The 21,232-nt window shown below is 65.0% G+C and carries 17 protein-coding genes, 1 tRNA gene and 1 riboswitch; of the genes, 9 read left to right on the top strand and 9 right to left on the bottom strand.

Annotated features, from left to right (window positions below; genetic code table 11):
- Positions 1-122: 122 nt before the first annotated feature.
- A riboswitch (cobalamin riboswitch) is annotated at positions 123-313 on the bottom strand.
- A 539-nt stretch (positions 314-852) separates the two neighbouring features.
- Positions 853-1,977 (bottom strand): Mbeg1-like protein, encoded by a 1,125-nt coding sequence (locus KQI11_RS09720; RefSeq protein ID WP_216401980.1) that lies wholly within the window; start codon positions 1,975-1,977, stop codon positions 853-855.
- Between the two features lie 253 nt (positions 1,978-2,230).
- Here KQI11_RS09720 and KQI11_RS09715 point away from each other — a divergent pair, with 253 nt between their 5' ends.
- Complete coding sequence (locus KQI11_RS09715; RefSeq protein WP_216401979.1) at positions 2,231-4,165, top strand: putative bifunctional diguanylate cyclase/phosphodiesterase; 1,935 nt, start codon at positions 2,231-2,233, stop codon at positions 4,163-4,165.
- Between the two features lie 67 nt (positions 4,166-4,232).
- Here the strand turns inward: KQI11_RS09715 and KQI11_RS09710 are convergent, their stop codons facing one another.
- Positions 4,233-5,543, bottom strand: a complete 1,311-nt coding sequence (locus KQI11_RS09710; RefSeq protein ID WP_216401978.1) for an MFS transporter — start codon at positions 5,541-5,543, stop codon at positions 4,233-4,235.
- A 356-nt stretch (positions 5,544-5,899) separates the two neighbouring features.
- Here KQI11_RS09710 and KQI11_RS09705 point away from each other — a divergent pair, with 356 nt between their 5' ends.
- Positions 5,900-6,868 carry a cation diffusion facilitator family transporter gene (locus tag KQI11_RS09705; protein ID WP_216402056.1) on the top strand — a complete coding sequence of 323 codons (969 nt, stop codon included), beginning with the start codon at positions 5,900-5,902 and terminating at the stop codon, positions 6,866-6,868.
- 394 nt (positions 6,869-7,262) lie between these two features.
- Here KQI11_RS09705 and KQI11_RS09700 read toward each other — a convergent pair whose 3' ends face one another.
- Positions 7,263-8,393, bottom strand: coding sequence for a DUF4317 domain-containing protein (locus tag KQI11_RS09700; RefSeq protein WP_216401977.1), 1,131 nt, complete (start codon positions 8,391-8,393; stop codon positions 7,263-7,265).
- Between the two features lie 127 nt (positions 8,394-8,520).
- Here KQI11_RS09700 and KQI11_RS09695 point away from each other — a divergent pair, with 127 nt between their 5' ends.
- Entirely contained in the window at positions 8,521-8,961 is a 441-nt protein-coding gene (locus KQI11_RS09695) for a hypothetical protein (protein WP_216401976.1), read from the top strand.
- A 72-nt stretch (positions 8,962-9,033) separates the two neighbouring features.
- Here the strand turns inward: KQI11_RS09695 and KQI11_RS09690 are convergent.
- Positions 9,034-9,115 (bottom strand) — tRNA-Leu (locus tag KQI11_RS09690).
- 167 nt (positions 9,116-9,282) lie between these two features.
- Between KQI11_RS09690 and KQI11_RS09685 the strand changes: the two genes are divergently transcribed.
- From KQI11_RS09685 to KQI11_RS09660, 6 genes are all read left to right on the top strand, one after another.
- Positions 9,283-9,960 (top strand): response regulator transcription factor, encoded by a 678-nt coding sequence (locus tag KQI11_RS09685; protein WP_185915729.1) that lies wholly within the window; start codon positions 9,283-9,285, stop codon positions 9,958-9,960.
- Entirely contained in the window at positions 9,947-11,509 is a 1,563-nt protein-coding gene (locus KQI11_RS09680; protein ID WP_216401975.1) for a sensor histidine kinase, read from the top strand. Before KQI11_RS09685 ends, KQI11_RS09680 begins: the two co-directional genes overlap by 14 nt.
- 335 nt (positions 11,510-11,844) lie before the next feature.
- Positions 11,845-12,240, top strand: a complete 396-nt coding sequence (gene rbsD, locus KQI11_RS09675; protein ID WP_216401974.1) for a D-ribose pyranase — start codon at positions 11,845-11,847, stop codon at positions 12,238-12,240.
- Between the two features lie 143 nt (positions 12,241-12,383).
- Positions 12,384-12,944, top strand: coding sequence for an RNA polymerase sigma factor (locus KQI11_RS09670; protein ID WP_216401973.1), 561 nt, complete (start codon positions 12,384-12,386; stop codon positions 12,942-12,944).
- On the top strand, positions 12,931-14,064 hold the full coding sequence (locus KQI11_RS09665; protein ID WP_216401972.1) for a DUF4179 domain-containing protein: 1,134 nt from the start codon (positions 12,931-12,933) through the stop codon (positions 14,062-14,064). The genes KQI11_RS09670 and KQI11_RS09665 overlap by 14 nt, the downstream gene beginning before the upstream one ends.
- 194 nt (positions 14,065-14,258) lie before the next feature.
- On the top strand, positions 14,259-15,977 hold the full coding sequence (locus KQI11_RS09660) for an ABC transporter ATP-binding protein (RefSeq protein WP_216401971.1): 1,719 nt from the start codon (positions 14,259-14,261) through the stop codon (positions 15,975-15,977).
- Between the two features lie 67 nt (positions 15,978-16,044).
- Here the strand turns inward: KQI11_RS09660 and KQI11_RS09655 are convergent, their stop codons facing one another.
- The 5 genes from KQI11_RS09655 to KQI11_RS09635 all read right to left on the bottom strand — a co-directional run bounded on the left by KQI11_RS09655 (position 16,045) and on the right by KQI11_RS09635 (position 20,891).
- Positions 16,045-16,890, bottom strand: a complete 846-nt coding sequence (locus KQI11_RS09655; RefSeq protein WP_185915735.1) for a YitT family protein — start codon at positions 16,888-16,890, stop codon at positions 16,045-16,047.
- Positions 16,891-17,275: 385 nt separating this feature from the next.
- On the bottom strand, positions 17,276-17,761 hold the full coding sequence (locus tag KQI11_RS09650; protein WP_216401970.1) for a DUF4830 domain-containing protein: 486 nt from the start codon (positions 17,759-17,761) through the stop codon (positions 17,276-17,278).
- A gap of 173 nt (positions 17,762-17,934) precedes the next feature.
- Positions 17,935-18,639: a Crp/Fnr family transcriptional regulator gene (locus tag KQI11_RS09645; RefSeq protein WP_216401969.1), complete on the bottom strand. Its 705-nt coding sequence runs from the start codon at positions 18,637-18,639 to the stop codon at positions 17,935-17,937.
- Between the two features lie 207 nt (positions 18,640-18,846).
- A complete protein-coding gene (locus KQI11_RS09640) occupies positions 18,847-19,836 on the bottom strand; it encodes a nucleoside hydrolase (RefSeq protein WP_216401968.1) in 990 nt (329 codons plus the stop codon).
- A 68-nt stretch (positions 19,837-19,904) separates the two neighbouring features.
- Positions 19,905-20,891 (bottom strand): nucleoside hydrolase, encoded by a 987-nt coding sequence (locus KQI11_RS09635; RefSeq protein ID WP_216401967.1) that lies wholly within the window; start codon positions 20,889-20,891, stop codon positions 19,905-19,907.
- Between the last annotated feature and the right edge of the window lie 341 nt (positions 20,892-21,232).

Raw genomic sequence — 21,232 nt, 5'->3', positions numbered from 1 at the left:
CCATCAAAGTGGTTTCAGAAAACCGCTGGAGACGCCCAGAGCGCTGAAAAGCCCCTGCCGGCCAAAGGGCAGGGGCGCGACAAAGGTCACTCACCAGAGCCCGCTTGACGCCATACACCGTGGCAGCGCGCGCACAGCGGGCAGGTATTCCGGCTCGGATTCCACGCGCGCCCCGCCTTCCCAGCTCCCGGGGAGCCAGTGGCAGTTGGGGCGCGCTCTCTCCTTACGGCGGCGGGACCGCGCGGGCTTTTCACCCGTCTTCCCTGTTGCCGCCCGGCCCGATGACAGGCCGGGCACCCGCGTGCTTTCGTTTCCATATCTAGTTTGATTCTGAAACAGATTGGTCAAATCATACTACATCTTGTGCACCCAGTCAACCGTCATTTCGCCGATATTGCGGCGATAAAGTGCCACAACAAGCGCGTTTTGAGAGGGCATCCCAAGCGCCAGGGCGCATGGAGAAGCCCTCGGCGGGGTTTGGGCAGAGCGTCGGGGGAAAGGCCCATTTCACCCCGCCCCAACCAGGGGGCAGCCGCTTCCCTCCCACAGGGGCGCAGAGTGGACCCCCGCCCGGCAGAAAAGGGGGAACGGGCGCAGGGGCCGGGCGGGCCGTCAGATGACAGGAGGGACCGCTGTCCGCGGCCCAAAGGGCCGAAGGGCCCCGCCGGTCTTTGGGTGCGCTCTCCCCTTCGCGCCTCCCACAAAAGGAGACGGACACCCGCCTCCGCTCCTCTGGCCCTCTTGAAAGAGAAGGCCGACGCCCCCTGCCGGGAAGCAAGCCCCCCTTCCCGGCGGCGATAGGAGACCGGGCCACAGCCGCCCCCGCTCCCCGCCTCGGGGCAAGAGGGTCCCCTACTCCAGACGCCGCTCCGGCCCCTCGCCCCGAGGGCGGGCGGTGCGCAGGTTCTCCCGCGCCGAGCGAAAGAGGCCGCCCACCACCTGGCCCATCAGGCGGCGGGTGTCCTCGTCCACATTCTTGAGGGACTGCAGCACCGCCCCGGCGCTGTGCAGCCAGTCGCCGGAGAGCTCGCCCACCGTCTTGGCCTGGGTGCCCGCCAGCAGCTGGTAGAGGGTGTCAAAGAAGGTGGCCCGCTCCTCCCTGCTCATCCCGGCCACCCAGTCCTTGAGGGTCTTGTCGATGAACTTGCTGCTGGCGCTCACCTCGTCGAGACAGACAAAGCCGGGGCCCTTCACCTCCCAGGAGTAGAGGTCGTGCTGCATCAGCCCCACCTGGCCGCTGTGGACCACCGTGTAGGCCTCCTCGTGTTCCAGCAGCATCCCCACCACCGAGGACTGGGGCAGGTAGGTGTGCACCCGCTCCCGCACCGCCCGGTAGCCCGGGCCCTCCAGCACCCCGCCGTCAAAGCCGGGGCCGTCGTTGTTCTGCACCCAGAGCAGCCGCTCCTGCACCGGGGCCGGGGCGAAGGCGGCGGCGTAGACGGCCAGGTTGCCCCCCTTGGAGTGGCCCCCCACCCGCCAGGTCGCCGGCCCCCGCTCCACCGCTTGGCAGAGGTAGGAGACCGCCTCCCTCTGGGCGGGCACCGGGGTGGCAAAGCCCATATTGAAGTCCTCTTTCCAGCCCACCAGGGTGTTGTCGGTCCCCCGGAAGGCGGCGAAGCCGGTGCCGTCGCCGGGCAGGGCGCAGAGGGCGGAAAACTGCTTTTGCTCGTCGGCGTCCACGTCGTTGACATAGCCCAAAAGGGGCATCTCGCCAAAGCGGGCGCTGGCGGCCAGGGCCCGCAGCAGGTCGCGGTCGCGCGCCCACATGGCCTCCGTCTGGCGGGCAAAGGCCGGGGAGAGGAGCCGCTCCGCCGCCCGGCGCAGGGGGATCGCTCCCCCCTCCCCCAGCGGGGGGACCACCCCGTCAAAGGGGACGTAGGACAGCCGGCAGAGGATGAGGTCGTCCACGCAGGTAAAGGGCGCCTGGTCAAAGCGCAGGTCGCCCCGCCATTCCAGATAGTCAAAGATGTTGGCCACAGTATCCACCCTCCCCGCGCCCCACGCCACATCTCTCTCCGGCGCGGGGCGCGCTTTCTGCCTTTCATTATACCCCTTTTGGCGCCCTTTTCCAAACAGAGGGGCGGCGGGGGGAGGACGGCAGTGGATTTTCATTGCCTTTTTGGCAGTTTTCGACTATGATGAATGTATCTTTACAGTTTTGACATATTTTATCCTTTGATTTTTGATTCTTGATTTTATTCTTTGCCCTGCGGGGCGGCGGAGGGATCACATGCGCTGGGACATCGCGCCGGAATGCGTTTCGGCAGTCATACTGCTCATCATCTGGGGGTATTCCCGCCGGGGCAGCCCGCTGCCAAGCTTAAAAAACCGGGTGTTTCAGGGCTGCCTGATCGTCACCTTTTTGGCGGTGTCCACCAACATCCTCTCTACCCTGCTGCTGATGCGCCCCGACCTGGTCCCCCAGTGGCTGGTCTGGGGGGTGACCACCCTCTATTTTGTCTGCACCCCCTTGATGGGGCTGGCCTATTTCCTCTACTCGGCCGCCATCCTCTGCAAGGGGCAGCCCATGTTGCGCTGGGTCTTTGCCGGGGGAATCGCCCCCGGCGCCCTCTACGCCCTGCTGGCCCTGGCCGACCCCCTCACCGGCAAGCTCTTCTCCATCACCCCCGAGGGCGGCTACCGGCAGGGGAAGTGGATCGCCCTGACTTACCTGCTCTTTTACGCCTACTGCGCCGCCAGCATCCTGCTGGTGCTGCGCTTTCGCCGGGCGGTGGAGCGCTCGACGAGGACCATCCTCCTCTCCTTCCCGGCGGTGGCCTTCGTCGTCATTTTGGTGCAGCAGTTCTACCCCACCGTCATCCTATCGGGCTCGGCGGCGGCCTGCGCCCTGCTCATCATCTACCTGCACCTGCAGAACAAGCAGATGTCTCTGGACTCCCTCACCGGCGCGCCCAACCGGCAGGAGCTGGTCAACCTCATCGACCTGCTCCTCTTTGAAAAGCGGCTGCCCACCTTCACGGTGGCGGTCCTCTCCCTGCGGGACTTCAAACAGATCAACAGCCGCTTCGGCCAGTCGGTGGGGGACCTCTTTTTAAAAGAAGTCTGCGGCTGGCTGCAGCGGCTGGCGGGGGAGAAAAACGTCTTTCGCTTCGGCGGGGACGAGTTCGCCGTCCTCATCCGCGACGGCGGGCGGGAGGAGGTGGGCCGGGTGCTGGGGGCCATTCGGGAGCGGATGGCCCTGCCCTGGCGGGCGGGCAACTACCTGCGCCCCCTGTCCTGGGCCATGGGGGTGGTGCAGTACCCCAACAGCGCCGACACCGCCGAGGGGTTGGCCGGCGGGATCGCCTACGCCGTCTCCCAGGCCAAGCGCCGGCCCGGCCGCAACATCTGCTACTGCGGGCCCGCCATGCTGGGGGAGATCCGCCGCCGGGAGCAGGTGTTGCAGGCGGTGAAGCGGGCCTGTTCCCAGGGTGCTTTCTCCCTGCGCTACCAGCCCATCTACGACGTGTCCAGCGGCCGCTTTCTCTACGCCGAGTCGCTGATGCGCATCGAGGGCACCCCCGCCGGCCCGGTCTCGCCGGCGGAGTTCATCCCCCTGGCCGAGGAGACCGGCGACATTGTGGAGCTGACCTACCAGGTGTTGGAGCGGGTCTGCCGCTACCTGCTCTCCCTCGGGGAGCGGGGCATCTCGGTGGAGGGGGTGCACGTCAACTTCTCGGCGGTGATGTTCGGGCAGCCGGGGGTGGTGGAGCGGGTGCGCCGGATCATCGGGGACAGCGGCGTCCCCTTCTCCCAGATCGTGATCGAGTTCACCGAGACCGCCCTGGCCGAAACGCCGGAGCTGGTGGGCGAATTCGCCCGGGAGATGCGGCAGATGGGCATCCGCCTGGGGCTGGACGACTTTGGCACCGGCTACTCCAACTTGAGCTCGGTGCTGGCCCTCCCCTTTGACACCGTCAAACTGGACAAGAGTCTCGTCTGGGCGGCAGTGGAACAGGAGAACACCGCCGTCATGGTCCGGGCCCTGACTGAAATTTTTCACCGCATGGGAATGCGGGTGTTGGCCGAAGGGGTGGAGGACGAGGTGCAAAACCGCTTTGTCCTCGACTGCGGCATCGAGCTGATCCAGGGCTTCCTCTACGCCCGCCCCCTCCCCGGGGAGGAGGCCGCCGCCCTCCTGGCCGCCGAACCCCCCGCCCGCTAAAAACAGCTTCAAGAGTGAGAGCGCCCGCCCCCCTGTAAAAGGGGGGCAGGCGCTCTTTTCTGCGCGCTTACCGGCGGGGCGGCCGTTCCTCCAGGGCCCAGATGGCCCGGGAGCGGCGAAAGAGGAGGCAGGTGCCCACCCCCAGTGCCGCCAGGAAGAAAAAGAGGAGGGCGGCCCCCGCGCCCTTCCCCGCGCCAAAGAGAATATGCAGGGGGCTGCCGGCGGGCTGGGCGGCCATCAGGGGCTCGCAGACCCCGTCCACCAGGGCGCCCCCGGCCAGATAGCCCAGGGGGATGGTGAAGAACTGCAGGGCGTTTCGCACCGAGTAGACCCGGCCCTGCATCTCCACCGGGATGTGCAGCCGCAGCAGCACGTCCAGGTTGGCATTCATGGCGGGGATGCAGAGCCACCCCAGCACCGCCCCCAGGCACCAGACCGGCAGCCCCCGCCCCAGGGAGAGGAGGAGGTTTTCGGTGCTCATGGAGAAGAGGAGGGCCCCCACGATCACCCGCACCCGGCTTTTGGGGGCCGGGGCGAGGGAGACCGCGGCGCTGCCCGCCAGGTTGGCAAGGCCGGCGCAGGTGTTCACCAGCCCCAGGGCCATCTCCCCTCCTCCGGCCCGGGGGAGGAGGAGGGCGGGCAGGGCCGCATTGTACATCGAGGCGGTGAGGTTGATGGCGGCCAGAAAGAGGATGAGGTGGAGCACCCCCTCATTTTGGGCGAGGAAGGCAAGCCCCGCCTTTGCCACCTGCCAGATCGGCTCCCGCGGGCCTGTCTCGGTGGCGGTGTGGGGGAGCCGGACAGCCAGGCAGAGGGCAGCGGCGGCCACGGCGAAGGTGGCAAGGTCGACTGCGATCACCGCCCCCAGCCCCCCAAAGGCGAAGACCGCACTGGCCAGGATGGGGGCGAGCACGGTGACCAGGGAGTTGGAGAGGGCCCGCAGCCCGCTCACCTGGTGGTACTGCTCCCGGGGGACCAGCAGGCTGACGGCCACGTCGGAGGCGGGCTGCTGAAAGGTGTTCATCAACCCGCTCACGGCGTTGAGGAGGTAGAGGTGCCCCATGGCCAGCCGCCCGGTGGAGAGGAGGGCGAGGGCGCAGAGGGTGCAGAGGGCCGCCGCGCTGTCGCACAGCAGCATGGTCTTTCGCTTGTCCCAGCGGTCGCTCAGGGCGCCGGAAAAGATGCTCAGCGCCACGTAGGGGGCGTAGGAGCAGACCGAGAGCAGGCCGGTGGAGAGGGCCGAGCCCCACTGCTGGTAGGACCAGACCACCAGGGCAAAACTGGTCATGGCGCTGCCCAGGGCCGAGAGGGATTGGGTGGACCAGAGGACGAAAAAGGGCCCCAGGCCGCGATAGCGGGCTTTGATTTTTGAAAACACGATGGACTTTACTCCTTTGTTTGGATTTCCGGCCGGGCCGGATGGCTGTTCCAAACGCGCAAAGTCCCTCTGTCGGGCGAAAAGCGTATCTTTACTACTTAATCATTTGCTCCGCACAGCGCCGCCCGACTAGCGGACCTTGCGCGGAGCTCCCTCAATGCAAAGGCGCAAAGCCAGCGCCCCCTCTCTCAAAAAATTTCCTCTATCGTACCGCCCCCCTCCCCCTTTGTCAACTGCGGCGGGGGCGGCGCATAAGCTGGGGGGCACGGCGCCGCCCTTCCGGCAAAGAGGGGCGGCGCCGCAGGACAAGGGAGGGGATCGCCGTGAGAGAGGCGGACGAGGGTCGGCGGGTGGCCATGCGGGTGTCGGGGGTGAGCATTGCGGTCAACCTGGCGCTGACGGCCTTCAAGTTGGCGGCGGGGCTGTTGGCCCGCTCGGGGGCGATGGTGTCCGACGCGGTCCACTCCGCCTCAGACGTCTTTAGCACCCTGGTGGTGATGGGGGGCATCAACCTGGCCGCCCGGCAGCCCGACCGGGACCACCCCTACGGCCACGAGCGGCTGGAGTGCGTGGCCGCCATCCTGCTGGCGGCGATCCTGGCGGCCACCGGGGCGGCCATCGGCGCCCAGGGGATCGCCCAGATGTGCGGTGGACGGGGAGAGCTGGCGACACCGGGGGTGCTGGCCCTGACGGCGGCGGTGGTCTCCATCGCGGTGAAGGAGTGGATGTTTCGCTACACCCGAAAGGCGGCCCGGCGGGTGCACTCAGGGGCGCTGATGGCCGACGCCTGGCACCACCGCTCCGACGCCCTCTCCTCGGTGGGGGCCTTTGTGGGCATTTTGGGGGCCCGTATGGGGTGGCCGATCCTCGACCCCCTGGCCAGCGCCGTCATCTGCCTCTTCATCTGTAAAGCGGCCCTGGACATCTTTTGCGACGCGGTGGACAAGATGGTGGACAAAGCCTGCGACGCCCAGACGGTGCAGGCGATCGCCGCGGCTGTCCGCGCCCAGGAGGGGGTGGCGGGGCTGGACGAGATGCGCACCCGGCAGTTTGGGGCCCGGGCCTATGTGGACATGGAGATCGCGGTGGACGGCCGCCTCTCCCTCGAGGCCGCCCACCGAATCGCCGAGGGGGTGCACCGGGCCGTCGAGGCGGGGTTCCCCCAGGTCAAGCACTGCATGGTGCACGTCAACCCCGCCCGCCCAGGGGGCAAGGCGGGGCCGGGAGAAGGAGACGCGATTTTAGAGAGGGCGGCCCCGTTGAAACCGCCCCCTCCGGCTGTCTGCAGGCAACCGGCAAAAACAGCCAGGTCCCAAGGGGAATAAAGGCAGGCGCTCCCTGCCGCCCGCAACAGGGCGAGGGCTGGCCGGGCGACAGCTCCCAGCCCCCTCGGGCCAGGGCCGCTCCCGCCGGCATCTCCCCACAGCGCCGCGACCGGCCGCCCCGTCTCCCCCGCGCCGGTGGGGCCGGGCAGTGAAGGGCGCGGCAGAGGGGCGGCGGCAGGGAACCCCGCCACGGCGGGGCTGCTGGCCGCCCTGGACCCCGTCGGCCCCCGCCCGGGGAGAAGGCCGCGGGGCAAAAGGGCCCCCCTTTCCCCTGCGAAATGGCGGCGAAATACCGCCGCCCCCCTTCGGCCGACAAAAGGGGAGCAACCTGCCCTTCAGGGCAAATTGCTCCCCTGCAAACCAAATCGTCGCGCCCCCTGCCGGGGCCAAGAAATCAGGAGATGTGAATGTCGATCCCGTTGACCTGTACCCCCTCCTCGGCGCGGATGAGGATGTAGCGGACGCCGTCGATGACCCGGGTCTCCACCAGATCCCCCCGCTCGGGGTTCACCTTGACGGTGACGTCGGGGGTGGTGACCTCCAGCGCCCGGGCGTTGACCAGGTTGCGGGGGCTCAAATCCAAATCGGGGCCAAAGGCCTCGTCGTAGCGCTGGGTAAAGGTGCTCAACCGCTCCTCCGGCACCCCGCAGCCCTCCAGCACCCGCTTGACGGCGTACTTGGAGACGGCCAGGGGCTCCTCCTCTTTGCGCTCCTTGTGCGCCTCAATCATCTCGGTGAGCTGGCCCTCCACCGCCTGCACCACCTCCAGGCTGCAGTCCTCACCCAGGCTCTCCCCCAAAAGGGACTGAAAGGTCTCCTTCTGCTCGGCGGCGGGCATGGGGATCTCCCGGTTGAAGACGGCGTCGGCAAACTCCTGGTGGTTTTCGGCTGGGTTGCGGGTGTAGTAGAGGGCGCTGTAGATGTTGGCGCTGCGGCTGTCAAAGGCGGGGAAGAGAAAGCCCAGTTCGGGGGGCGAGACCAGCCAGTCCGCCGGCCGGTTGGAGAGCTTGTTCTCGTAGATGAAATAGCTCAGGGCGGGGGTGGTGAGCTTGACCGGGCAGATGCTGCAGAGAAAATAGGTGTAAACCTGGTCGGAGGCGTCGTCCTGCCGGCCCCCGTCGGCCGCGCGGTAGGGGACGTCGTAGGTCTCGTGGGCCAGGAGGATGAGGTAGCTGCCCTCCATCGACAGGGAGGCGATGACCTTCTGCAAAAAGGCCTGCACCGCCTCCTCGTCCCCCAGACCGGAGCTGCGCAGGGACATGAGCAGCCGGTGCTCCTCGCTGTCCACCACCTGCTGGGTGGCGAACTCCACATCAAAGAGGTTGCGGCCCTGGGCCCCCGAGAGGGTGCGCTTGAGGGTGGCGAGGATCTTCTCCGCCTCCTCCTCGCTCATCATCGAGAGGGGCTGGTCAAACTGGGAGACGATCTCCCGCTTCTCATTGACATAGCAGCCCCGCAGGTGGGTGATGTTGGTCTTCTCCGGCCGGTAGCGGCGGCGGATCTCGGCGATTTCCCGTTCGGTCATGACGATCTCCCTTCCTTTCGCTCTGTCCGGGGCGGGGCGATACACCCCCGGGCCCCCTCTGCAATATCCTGTAAAAAAGGCGTCCCCCTCTGGGCGGCGCCCAACATTCTGTGGGAGTGATGCGGCAATGAAAAACATCATCTGCAATTCGCGCTGGTGCCCCGGGCCCGACGGCGGCCCCCTCTACTTTTCGGGGAGCGGGGTGACCTACGACAACCTCTGCGTCTGCGGCTACCGCACCTGCACCACCACCCTGCCCGAGGGCGGCAGCGGCTGCGACCAGTACGACCCCGCCATCCCGGTGCGGGGGCAGCAGGCCATCACCTGGGGGTATGTGCTGCGGGCGGTGGAGGCCCAGGACATCCGCCTGGCGGCCGAGTTTTGCGGCCCCAACGGGCAAACCGAGCGGCGGGAGGAGGTCATCACCCACCGGGTCTGCTACTGCTTTTGCCGGCAGATGGCGACCTTCCCCATCCCCGATTGGGCCGAGACGGTGCGCCTCTCCCTCCACTTTGCGGGAAAGACCACCGCCTGCACCTACTACGCCCCCGCGGCCTATTTCTGCTAGAGCAGCCGCACAGGGGCGGTCGGGGGCAAAGGAAGGGCCCGGAGCGCACATTGGCTCCCGGCCCTTTTTGGATGGTGCGGGAGATGGGACTTGAACCCACACTCCGAGGAACTGGCTCCTAAGACCAGCGCGTCTGCCATTCCGCCACTCCCGCACACAGGGGCACAAGGCGGCCGGCGGCCGCCTTGTGCCCCTTTATGATACCCCACATTCCCCCGCTTTGTCAATCTCCTCCCTGGGCGAAAAGAGGGTCCCTTCACACGGGTTTCACATTGTGCCGATATGCTGTATAATAGCAGAAAAACAGGTGGAGGAGGGGTTTTGATGCGCCTATTGGTGGTCGATGACGAGGCGCGCATCCGCGAACTGGTGGCCAAGTACGCCCGGCACGAGGGGCACCAGGTGAAGGAGGCAGCCGACGGCGAGACGGCGGTGGCCCTCTGCCGGAGCGAGCCATTCGACATGATCGTGCTGGACGTGATGATGCCGGGGATGGACGGGTTTGCCGCCTGCCAGAAGATCCGCGCCTTCACCGACACCCCGGTGCTGATGCTCTCGGCCCGGGGGGAGGAGTTCGACCGCATCCGCGGCTTCGAGGCGGGGGTGGACGACTACGTCTGCAAGCCCTTCTCCCCCAAGGAGCTGATGCTGCGCATCGCCGCCATCGCCAAGCGGACCGCCGGCGGCGCCGAGGGGGCCAAGAAGGACATCTACACCAGCGGCGAGCTGACGGTGGACTTCACCGGCCGCCTGGTCTACGTCAAGGGGGAGCCGGTGGACCTCTCCCCCAAGGAGTACGACCTGCTCTTTTACATGGTGAAAAACCGGGGCATCGCCCTGAGCCGGGAACGGCTGATCACCACCGTCTGGGGCTACGACTTCTTTGGGGACGAGCGGACTCTGGACACCCACATCAAGCTGCTGCGCCGCCAGCTAGGCGACTGCGCCGGGCTGATCACCACCCTGCGCGGGGTGGGCTACCGCTTTGAAGACCGCTAGCCGCCCCGGGCGCCGGGGCCGGCGGCGGCTGGGCATCAAGTGGAAGCTGCTGGTCTACCTGCTCTGCTTCGTGGCGGTGATGCTGGGCTGCCTCTGGTTGTTTCAGGTGGTGTTTTTGGAGAGCTTTTACAAGTCTATCAAGGAGCAAAACCTGAAGGACTGCCGGGCCCAGGTGGTGCGGCAGCTGGCCCGCCAGGAGAGCCCGGAGGACTTTCTGGCCACCCTGGCCCTGAAGGAGGGGGTGGCCGCGGCCATCTACACCACCCAGGGGCAGCTGCGCTACAGCGTGGTCACCAGCCCCGGCGAGACCATCACTCGGCTGGGGAGCAACACCATCGACCAGCTGGCTGCCCAGATCGAGGCGTCGGGGGAGATCCTCTTCGTCTCCGCCCCCCGGCTGCAGTACAAGAGCTGGATGGCAGCGGACGACGGTGGGGGCTACCTCTTCGGCAAGAGCAAGTTCCCCACCCAGCTCTCCCCGCCCGAACTGAATATCCAGCCCCGCGACAGCACCATCGACAACATCCAGACCCTGATTTTGGGGACGGCGGTCTCCCTCCCCGGCGGGGAGGAGGGCTACCTCTTTTTGAGCACCGCCCTGACCCCGGTGAGCACCACCACCCAGACGCTGCAGGTGCAGCTCATCTACATCAGCCTGCTGCTGGTGGCCCTCTCGGCGGTGCTGGCCCTCTTCCTCTCCCGGCGGATCACCTCCCCCATCGTCAGCATCAGCCAGACAGCCAGGGAGCTGGCCGGGGGCAATTACAGCGTCACTTTCCACGAGAGCGGCTACCGGGAGGCGGGCGAACTGGCCGAGACCCTCAACTACGCCGCCGGGGAGCTCTCCAAGGTGGACCACCTGCGGCGGGAGCTGGTGGCCAACATCTCCCACGACCTGCGCACCCCCCTGACCCTGATTGCCGGCTACGCCGAGATGATGCGGGACCTGCCCGGGGAGAACACCCCGGAAAACCTCAACGTGATCTTAGAGGAGGTCAACCGGATGAGCAGTCTGGTGACCGACGTCCTCGACCTCTCCCAACTGGAGGCGGGAGCCCAGAAGCTCACCCCCACCCGCTTCTCCCTCACCGAGCTGGGGCGGGAGACGGTGGAGCGGCTGGGGGCCCTGTTGGCCCCCCAGGGCTACCGGCTCATCTGGTCGGCCGACCGGGAGGTGCAGGTGCGGGCCGACGAGAACAAGATCTACCAGGTGCTCTACAACCTGGTCAACAACGCCGTCACCTACACCGGGGCGGACAAGGCCGTCTTTGTCAGCCAGACGGTGCGGGAGGGGATGGCCTACCTGCAGGTGCGGGACACCGGCAAGGGCATCGCCCCGGACGACCTGCCCTATATCTGGGACCGCTACTACAAACAGACCGGCAGCCACAAGCGGCCCACCGTGGGCACCGGGCTGGGGCTCTCCATCGTCAAGGGGGTGCTGGAACTGCACCAACTGCCCTACGGGGTGGAGAGCAGCTCCGCCGGCACCACCTTCTGGTTCGCCATCCCCCTGGCAGAGGGGGAGGCCCCCCCGGCCGGCAGGTAGGGGCGGGCGGCGCCCTGCGAAGCGGGTCCTTTGCCGGAGGGCGGGCTCCCCTCGGCGCTCCGTCCGGTTTCCCCAAATCCCCCCGCAGGGAGCGGCCCCCCTCCAGCCCCAAAACGGCCCTGTCAAAACGGGCCGTTTTTTCATTTTTTGCGCCAATCTGCCCAGGTGGGGACCGCTGGGTTTGGCCAAGCCGCCAAAATCGTTGGAAACGCCGGCTTTGTTGGGGGAAAACAGTTGCCAAATCGGCCAAATGCGCTATAATCAGAGATGTGAAAAAACGGTTCGACAAAAAGGGGGAAGCCCCCCTGCCGCCGGGCTGAAAGGAGTGCGATGGCATGAAGAAAAAGGGAGTTCTCAACGCCCAACTGGCGGGGTATATCGCCGGGCTGGCCCACAAGGAGTGCTTTATGATCACCGATGCGGGGATGCCCATCCCCAAGGGGGTGCCGGTGGTGGACCTGGCGGTCTGCGGCGGGGTGCCCACCTTCCGCCAGGTGATGGACGCGGTCCTGGGCGAGGTGGCGGTGGAGCACTACACCGTGGCCAAAGAAATCGGCGAGCACAACCCGGTGATCTGGTCCTATATTCAGGAAAAATTGCCGGGGGTCAGCCACGAGATGATCGACCATGTGGACTTAAAGGAGATGTCCCAGCAGATCAAGTTTGCCGTGCGCACCGGGGAGTTCACCCCCTACCCCAATGTGATCTTGCAGGCGGCAGTGGTCTATTGAGGGCGGCGTCACCCTTCGAGTTGGGGCCAAACAGCAGCGGGCTGTTTGGCCCTTTCTTTTTGCGCACCCGACAAAACGTGCACCCAAATGGGGGAACGCGGTGTATTGAGGGGTGAAGAGCTTTTGGAGAGGAGGGAGTCGTCTTGAAGGAGAACGAACTGATCGCCCGGCTGCAGGCGGGCGACGCCACGGCGCTAAAGGCGGTGGTCTACCAGTACGGCGGCTACGTCTACACCGTCGTCAAGGCGGTGCTGGGAGGGCGGATGGCCGAGGAGGACATCGAAGAGGTGGCCGCCGACGCCTTCGCCAACCTCTGGCGGGTGGCCGAGCGGCTGGACGGCCGCCCCGGGGGACTGAAGGCCTACCTGGCCGCCACCGCCCGCAACCTGTCCAAAAACAAGCTGCGGCGCTTTACCCCCGGCCTTCCTCTGGAAGAGGGGGTGGAGGGCCCCGAGCTGGACACCCCAGCCGCCCAGTTGGAGGCCAGAGAACAGGCCCGATTGCTGCGGGAGGCCCTGGACGAGCTGGAGGAGCTAGACCGGGAGATCCTCGTTCGCCACTACTACTTCTACCAGCGGGTGAGCGAGATCGCCCGCCTGCTGGGGCTCAACACCAACACCGTCAAGAGCCGGCTGCTGCGGGGGCGCAAGGCCCTGCAAAAGAAGCTGGCAGAAAGGGGGATCGATCACATTGAAGCTGTCTGATTGGATGGACCTCCTCCCGGCGGAGGAGATGGCGCACTTGATCCGGCAGGAAGAGGAGCCGCCCCTGGACGCCATCTGGGCCAAGGCACAGCGACGGGCCGAGCGGGCGAGAAAAGCCGCAAAGAAACCCGCCAAGCACTGGAAGCGGACCCTTCTCATCGCCGCGGCCATCTGTGTGGCGGCGGCGGGGACCGCCCTGGCAGCGGCGATCTTTCGCTGGAACCAGCCGTTGGTGGAGCAGTACAACCCGCCCGAGACCATCCGCGAGGGGCTGATCCAGACCGGCAAAGATTTGAACTACCGGGTGGAGCACGACGGGGTGGCCGTCACCTTTCAGCAGGTGATTGGGGACGAGAATGAGATCAAGGTACTCTGCCAGGTCGAGAGCGTGGATGGCAGAGGGTGGCAGGGCGGTTTTCGCACCATCGAGTACTTCCTGGATGGAGAAGAGCCTGACTGGTGGGTCTGTGACGGTGGCGGCTGGTTAGAAGCTGGCGATATGAGCCAAGGGAATATGCAAAAAGGGGCTGCCATACAAAACTACATGTTTACTGCATCTCCCAAAGAATCCATCGACGGGCGAATCCTCACTGTCCGCCTCTCCGATTTCTTTTACAGTTCTTTTACAGACTTGTACAAAGCTGGCATTGACCACATGACAGCTACTCCCGAAGTACCGGGCAGTTGGGAGGTCTCCTTTCGGGTGGATTACAGTCTGCTTTTGAAAACAGAGCGCTACACCCCCAACCAAACCATCACTGCCGGCGGCGACTGGACATTTAGTGAGATCGCCCTCTCCCCTCTAACGGCACGGATCGTGTTGACCCCCCAGTACAAGGGCGCCCGATTCGATCTCAACGACGAGGGCCTATCTTTTGACAACGGTGCAGGCGCAGAAATTATTCTCTACCTGAAAAACGGCTCCACCCGCATTTTGAACACCGGGTGCGGCGGCGGAAAGAACCAGGAACTCATCTTTCAAGGAGAGGATTTCTGGGCTGTGGACACCAGCCAAATTCGCGCCATCGCCCTCGGAACGATGGTCACCGCTAAGGGACAGGTAGTTGTCGAGCCCAAAGAAAACCCGGAGGACTACACCATCTACTACTATTTTGAATAGTCTCCACCCAGCACCCCAAGAGCCCGGCGCAAAGTTTGCGCCGGGCTCTTCCCTTTTGCCCGCACCGGCAAAAGGCACAGAAAAAGCTGGGTATCCGGGGGCATATCGCCGGTTCTCGCGGGAGCGGTTGCTTTTCCCCACCCCGGCTTTTATAATGAATTTTGCATTGACATTTTAAAAAGAGGAGTGCCAAGATGTTAAAGAAGTTCATCGGCTATTACAAACCGCAAAAAAAGCTCTTTTTTGCGGACATGCTCTGCGCCCTGGTGGTGGCGGTCTGCGACCTCTTCTACCCCATGATCACCCGCAGCATCATCCAGGACTACGTGCCCAACAAAAACCTGCGGCTGATCGTCGTCTGGGCCTCGGTGCTGCTGGGCATCTACCTGCTCAAGGCCGGGCTCAACTACTTCATCCAGTTCTACGGCCACGTGATGGGGGTGCGCATTCAGGCCCACATGCGAAGGGACGTCTTCACCCACCTGCAAAAGCTGCCCTTCTCCTACTTTGACGAGAACAAGACCGGCGTCATCATGTCCCGCATCCTCAACGACTTGATGGAGGTGACCGAGCTGGCCCACCACGGGCCGGAGGACCTGTTCATCTCCCTGATCATGCTGCTGGGCTCCTTCATCATCCTCTGCGGCATCAACGTCCCCCTGACCCTCATCGTCTTTGCCCTGCTGCCCGTCGGCGTCTTTCTGGTGGCCAAACTCCGCACCCGGATGAACCACGCCTTCCGCGTCACCCGGGAAAAGACCGGCGAGGTCAACGCCGAGCTGGAAAACAGCATCTCCGGCATCCGGGTGGCCAAGGCCTTCACCAACAAGGAGGGGGAGATCCGCAAGTTCGAGCACCGCAACGGGGAGTTCGTGGAGGCCCGCTCCAACGCCTACAAGGTGATGGGCCAGTTCTCGGCCAGCACCAACTTCTTCACCGACGCCCTCAACTTCACCGTCCTCATCGCCGCGGCCTGTTTCCTCTTCGCCGGGGCCATCACCGTGGGGGACTTTGTGGCCTACCTGCTCTACGTCTCGATGTTCCTAAACCCCATCCGCCGGCTGCTGGCCTTTGTCGAGCAGTTCCAGGAGGGGATCACCGGCTTCAAGCGCTTTTGCGAGATCATGGACCAGCCCGAGGAGCGAGACGACCCCGGCGCCGTCCCCATGGGCGACGAGGAGGCCCGGGGCGACATCTCCTTTGAGGGGGTGCGCTTCTCCTACGACAACAACACCCAGATCCTGCGCGACATCGACCTGCACATCGGCAGCGGCAAAACCCTGGCCCTGGTGGGCCCTTCGGGCGGCGGCAAGACCACCCTCTGCCACCTGTTGCCCCGCTTCTACGAGTTGGACGACGGCTCGATCCAAATCGGCGGGCGGGACATCCGCCAGTACACCCGCCACTCGCTGCGCGAACACATCGGCATCGTACAGCAGGACATCTTCCTCTTCACCGGCACCATCCGCGACAACATCGCCTACGGCAAGCTGGGGGCCACCGACGAGGAGATCGTGGAGGCGGCCAAGCGGGCCAACCTGCACGACTTCATCCTCTCCCTGGACGACGGCTACGACACCTATGTGGGCGAGCGGGGGGTCCGCCTCTCGGGCGGGCAGAAACAGCGCATCTCCATCGCCCGGGTCTTTTTGAAAAACCCGCCCATCCTCATCCTGGACGAGGCCACCTCCGCCCTGGACAACGCCACCGAGCACCTGATCCAGGAGTCGCTGGGCGAGCTGTCCCAGGGGCGGACCACCCTGGTGGTGGCCCACCGGCTCTCCACCATCAAGAACGCCGACGAGATCGTGGTCCTCACCCCCGAGGGCATCGCCGAACAGGGCAACCACTGCCGGCTGCTGGAACAGGGCGGCATCTACGCCGAACTCTATAACTCCCAGTTCGCCGAATAGCGGCACAAAAAAGAGCCCCCCTCCCCTGACGCCAGGGGAAGGGGGCTCTTTTCAAGGGAGGACGACTCTACATCTCCCGAAAGCCCTTGCCGACGATGGTGGTGGCGTTGGAGATAAGCATAAAGGCGTGGGCGTCGGCGTTTTTGACGTAGTTGCGCAGGGCGGCCGCCTGCATCCGGCTCATCACCGAGAGGATGACCCAGTGGGGCTTGTCGGTAAAGGCCCCCTTGGCCTGCCAGATGGTGGCCCCCCGGTGGAGGTTTTTGTTGATGAACTCGCAGACCTCCTCCGGGTGGGTGGTGACGATGGTGAAGCTCTTTTTCATGTTGATGTTCTCGATCACCATGTCCACCAGGAAGGACTTCATCACCAGGCCTACGATGGAGTAGAGCCCGGTCTGAATGTCAAAGACAAAGAGGGCCGAGAGGGCGATGACCGCGTCGCTGAGCAGGAGTGCCTTGCCGATGTTCAGCCGGGTGAACTTGCGCATGATCATGGCCAGGATGTCGGTGCCCCCTGAGCTGGCATCGATGTTGAAGAGGATGGCCGACCCCACCGCCGGCAGGGCTGCGGCGAAGATGAGCTCCAGCATCTTCTGGTCCGTCAGGGGTCCGGCCAGGGGGAAGATGTACTCCAGCCCCTGGGTGAGCCCGGCGAAGAGCAGGCTGCAATAGACGGTCTTAAAGCCAAACCCCCGGTCGAGAAAGACAAAGCCCAGCACCAGAAAGAGGAGGTTGAAGATGGTGTTCCAGGCGCCGGGGCTGAGAAAGGAGAAGACCTGCCCCAGCACCACCGAGAGGCCGCTGACCCCGCCGAAGGAGAAGTGGTTGGGGAATTTAAAGAAGTAGGTCCCCACCGAGACCAGGACGGTGCCAAAGGTCATCAACAGAAAATCGGTCGCTTTTTTCTTCATGAAAATTGCCTCCCGCTGCGGGGGCGTCGCTGCCGCGGCCCCGAATTTGCGGTATCAGTATACCACAACCAAATCCTTTTGCAACCGCCATTCTCCCCGCTGCAAAGCCATTTCCGCCCGTCTCTCTCCTTCGAGAGGGCGACGGCTGAAAGCCGGTTTCCTGCATCCTGCACCGCCTCCCGCATTCTCCCTTTTCGCCAAAAAAACGCGCTCTATTTTGGGCGATCTGTTTTTTGAATCTGCATTTATCCCCTCTGAAAATTTTTTTGGTTTTTTGCTGCGGGGGCGCAAAAAGCGGGCGGGACAGCCCTCTTTTCCGGCTGTCCCGCCCGTTTGCAGCGAGGGGCGGCGGCCTGCCCGGCCCCACGCCCTGCCTGCACACCCGCTATTTTTGCACCAGGGGGGCGCTGGCGCTCCCCGCCTCGGCGGGGGTCACGTCGCCCCCGACGATGGTGTTTTTGTAGAGAAGGAGGTGGACGTACTCCGCCGGGGCCCCCTTCTCGGCAGTCTTTTGGTAGCGATAGCGCTTGAGGGTCTTGCCCGCGTACTTCTTCAGGTCGAACCCCGCCTGCTTTTGCAGCTCGTTGTAGGCGGTATAGGTGTCGTCAAAGGCGGAGGGGACCTTCACCTCCACCACTTCCAGGGGCTCCGGCTCCACCTGCAGGCCCACGCTCTCCAAAAACTGCAGCCGCTTTTCGGCGGTCTTGCCGTCCAGCGAATAGCCCACCTGCTGGGTGGCGGTCTCTCTGGCCTCCCCCAGCTGCTTGCGGTCGGCGGCATAGCGAAACGCCCCCGCCGTACAGAGCAGGGCCAGGGCAAAACAGCCCGCCCCCAGCGCCAGCTTTTTGGCTTTGATCATACAAACGAACATCGCCGTTCCCCGCCTTCCCCACTGTCTCATTTCTGTTATCAAGTGTATGCGCGCCGGGCGGTGAGTATGCCGGGCAAAGGGGAACACGGGGCGGGCAGAGGCGGGAGAAAAGATGAGAGCGCAGGAGGGGGATGCCCCCTCCTGCGCTCGGCTGTCTTTTCGGTGAAACGCCCCTAGTCGTCCAGCCCGTCGGGGTCGGGACCGACGGTGTAGTCCTGGTCGGGCTCGAAGTCGGCCCGGATGTCGACGATGGCTTGCAGCACCGCCGGGTCGAGGACCCGCAGGTTTTCACCGTCCACCGCCAGCACCCCCTCTTCCCGCAGGGTCTTGACGATGCGGTTGGTGCTGCGCATGCTGGTGGCCAGCAGCCCCGCCAGGGTGGTCTTGTCGATCCTCACCCGGCCGTCGGGGGCCAGGTTTTCCTGAATGAGGACGGCGGTGCGCACCCGCAGGGGGAGCAGGGCCGCCATCACCCCAAAGCGGGAGGCGTCGCTGCTGCGGCGGTTCTGCCAGCGGATGAGGTAGATGCAGAAGGCGTGGTCCCTCTCCAACCAGCGCCAGAAGTCGTCCTTCGAGAGGCGCAGGGTGTCGCAGTCGGTCTCTGCCTGGACGTTGTAAAAGATGGTGGGCAGTTCCTGCAGCACCTCGGACTCGCCGAAGATGGTGCGGTTTTTGTGCCCCAGGTAGTTGATGACCAGGTCGCCGCCGCCGGTGTAATAGAACACCCGGATGCGCCCCTTGGCCAAAAGGTAGACCCAGCGGGCCGTCTCGCCCGCGCGAATGATGTACTCCCCCTGGGCGTAGTGGCAGCGCTCCATCCGGTTTTTCACCGATTGGGGACAGGTGGCCAAAAGCCGCTCCAACTCTCTGCTGTCCAACGGGGACCCCCTCTCTCTGCCGGTCCTGCCGGCGATGTGCATCAGTGTTCACAACAAGTATAGCAAAAACGGTTTTTCAAAGAAAGGGGGGAATCGACCTTGGGAGAGGGTGATTTTTCACAAATCCGCCCTCCCCTTTTTGGAAGGGGCCGCAAAAGGGCCGCCCCAGCAGTGGCGGGGCGGCCCTTTTCTCGCAGCGTGCTCTGATTACTTGGTGTATTCCAGCAGCTGGCAGAGGATGTCTACATACTTCTGCCGGTCGGCGGCCAGGGCCACCTTGCAGTTGGGCTCCTTGGCCTCCATCCGGCCGTTTTTGATGTCGAACATGGTCACGCCATAGGCACTGCCGCGGCCGCAGTCCACCTCGCAGGGGGCGTCCACCAGCTCGGTGATGACGGTGGGATCCACCAGGTAGGCCACGCAGAGGGGGTCGTGGATGGGGGCAGCCGGCTCCTCGGCCACCTTCTGCCAGGTGCTGTACCCCTTGATGCGCTGCTCGCAGAGGGAGGCCACCACCTCGGCCGGCTTGGTGCCGATCGCGCGGATGCGGGCCACGTCCTCCATGTTGAGGTAGGCGGCGTGGGTGGCGTCCAGGGTGACGAAGGTGAAGGGGATGTTGGCGTCGATCACCGCCTGGGCGGCCTCGGGGTCGAGCCAGACGTTGAACTCGGCCAGGGCCGACTTGTTGCCCACCCGGAAGCCGCCGCCCATGTAGACGATCTCCTTGATTTTGGGGATGATGCGGGGCTCGATGCGCACGGCGTGGGCGATGTTGGTCAGGGGGCCCAGGGGGATGAGGGTGATCTCCCCGTCCTCGGCGGCCATCAGGGTGTCCACCAGCCAGCTGACGGCGTTCTGGGGCTGGGCCTTGAGGGTGGTGGGGGGGCACTGATCGATATAGGTGCCGTGGATGTTTTTGTAGAGGGCCTCTTCCGGCGCCTTGTACTGGGGGTAGTTCTTGCGCAGCCCCAGCATGCAGGAGGTCCAGGGCAGGGCGCAGCCCTGGAAGACCGGCACCTTGCCCCCCATCAGCTCGCTGATGCGCAGGCTGTTTTCGGTGGTGATGGGGACGGCCCGGTTGCCGTTGACGGTGGTGATGCCCAGCACCTCAAACGCGGGGTTGGCCATGGCACAAATGAGGGCGATGGCGTCGTCCGAACCGGTGTCTACATCCAAAATGACCTTTCTCTTTTCCACAGTTCATCTCTCCTTTGCTACTCTCGGTTTCTATTTTTCTGCGCGGCCGCCAGGGCCTGCGCGGGGGTTCAGCGGGTGTGTTCCAACAGCTCCTCCAAAATCTGGGCGAAGCGGACGCGGTCGGCCCCCAGGGCCACCTTGCAGTTGGGGGCCTTGGCCCCCAGCCGCCCGTTTTTGATGTCGAAGATGGTCTGCCCATAGGCCGCGCCCCGGCCGCAGTCCACCTGACAGTGGGCGGGTATCAGCTCGGTGATGACCGCCGGGTCCACCAGGTAGGCCACGCAGAGGGGGTCGTGGATGGGGGCGGCCGGCTCCTCGGCCACCTTCTGCCAGGTGCTGTACCCCCGGATGCGCTGGCTCACCAGGTCGGCCGCCACCTGGGCGGGGCGGGTGCCGACCCGCCGCAGGCGCTGGGCATCCTCCTCGGTGAGATAGGCCTGGTGGGTGGCGTCCAGGGGGATGAAGGTGAAGGGGATGTTTTCATCCAGCACCGCCTGCAGCGACTCGGGGTCGACCCAGACGTTGAACTCGGCGACGGCCGTCTCGTTGCCGATTTTGTAGCCGCCGCCCATGTAGACGATCTCCCCAATTTTGGGGGCGATGCGGGGCTCGATGCGCAGGGCGTAGGCGATGTTGGTCATCGGCCCCAGAGGGATGAGGGTGATCTCCCCGTCCTCGGCGGCCATCAGGGTCTGGATCAGCCAGACCACCGCCGGGGTCTCCTCCTCGCGGATGGTGGCGGGCGGGCACTGCTCGATATAGGTGCGGTGGATGCCGGCATAGGCCGGGTCGGCCGGCTCGTACTGGGGGATGTAGGGGCGCAACCCCATCATCGCGCTGACCCAGGGCAGGGCGCAACCCCGGTAGACCGGCACCTTGCCCCCCATCAGCTCGCTGATGCGCAGGGTGTTCTCGGTGGTGATGGGGACCGCCCGATTGCCGTTGACGGTGGTGATGCCCAGCACCTCAAAATCGGGGTTGGCCAGGGCACAGATGAGGGCAATGGCGTCGTCAGAGCCGGTGTCCACATCCAAAATGACCTTTCTCTTCTCCACGGGGGAAAACCTCCTTCTCGTGCTGGCGTGGGGGTGTCTCCTGTCTTTCAGTATAGCGCGAAACCGGCCGTTTACAAGGACATCCGTCCGGCCCGCCGCAACCAACAAAAGGGCCGGGGACTTTCCTGTCCCCGGCCCTTGCCACCTCCCTGCCCTGCCTGTAGGCCGATCTGCTCTCAACTCACCCGTACAAAAGTCCCCATTCAATCGGACAGGGGCATAGGGCAGGAAAGCCGCTGCGGATAGCGGGGTCGTTTCCCAGCCATCCTCCCCCTCTCGTCGCCTACCCTTCCCCAAATCCTCGACACGTAGGGAGAGGGTGGCGCTCTTTTTCCCCCGAG

Origin of the sequence: Acetanaerobacterium sp. MSJ-12 (genome assembly GCF_018917875.1) — a bacterium.
Classification (GTDB): domain Bacteria; phylum Bacillota; class Clostridia; order Oscillospirales; family Ruminococcaceae; genus Bittarella; species Bittarella massiliensis.
The sequence above is the reverse complement of the archived record's forward strand: the minus strand, read 5'-3'. Positions and strand labels throughout refer to the sequence as shown.

Coding starts and splice junctions, on each gene's coding strand:
- KQI11_RS09695 (WP_216401976.1), top strand. CDS start 8,521: ATGAAAAACATCATCTGCAATTCGCGCTGGTGCCCCGGGCCCGACGGC.
- KQI11_RS09705 (WP_216402056.1), top strand. CDS start 5,900: ATGCGGGTGTCGGGGGTGAGCATTGCGGTCAACCTGGCGCTGACGGCC.
- rbsD (WP_216401974.1), top strand. CDS start 11,845: ATGAAGAAAAAGGGAGTTCTCAACGCCCAACTGGCGGGGTATATCGCC.
- KQI11_RS09660 (WP_216401971.1), top strand. CDS start 14,259: ATGTTAAAGAAGTTCATCGGCTATTACAAACCGCAAAAAAAGCTCTTT.
- KQI11_RS09650 (WP_216401970.1), bottom strand. CDS start 17,761: ATGTTCGTTTGTATGATCAAAGCCAAAAAGCTGGCGCTGGGGGCGGGC.
- KQI11_RS09655 (WP_185915735.1), bottom strand. CDS start 16,890: ATGAAGAAAAAAGCGACCGATTTTCTGTTGATGACCTTTGGCACCGTC.
- KQI11_RS09715 (WP_216401979.1), top strand. CDS start 2,231: ATGCGCTGGGACATCGCGCCGGAATGCGTTTCGGCAGTCATACTGCTC.
- KQI11_RS09700 (WP_216401977.1), bottom strand. CDS start 8,393: ATGACCGAACGGGAAATCGCCGAGATCCGCCGCCGCTACCGGCCGGAG.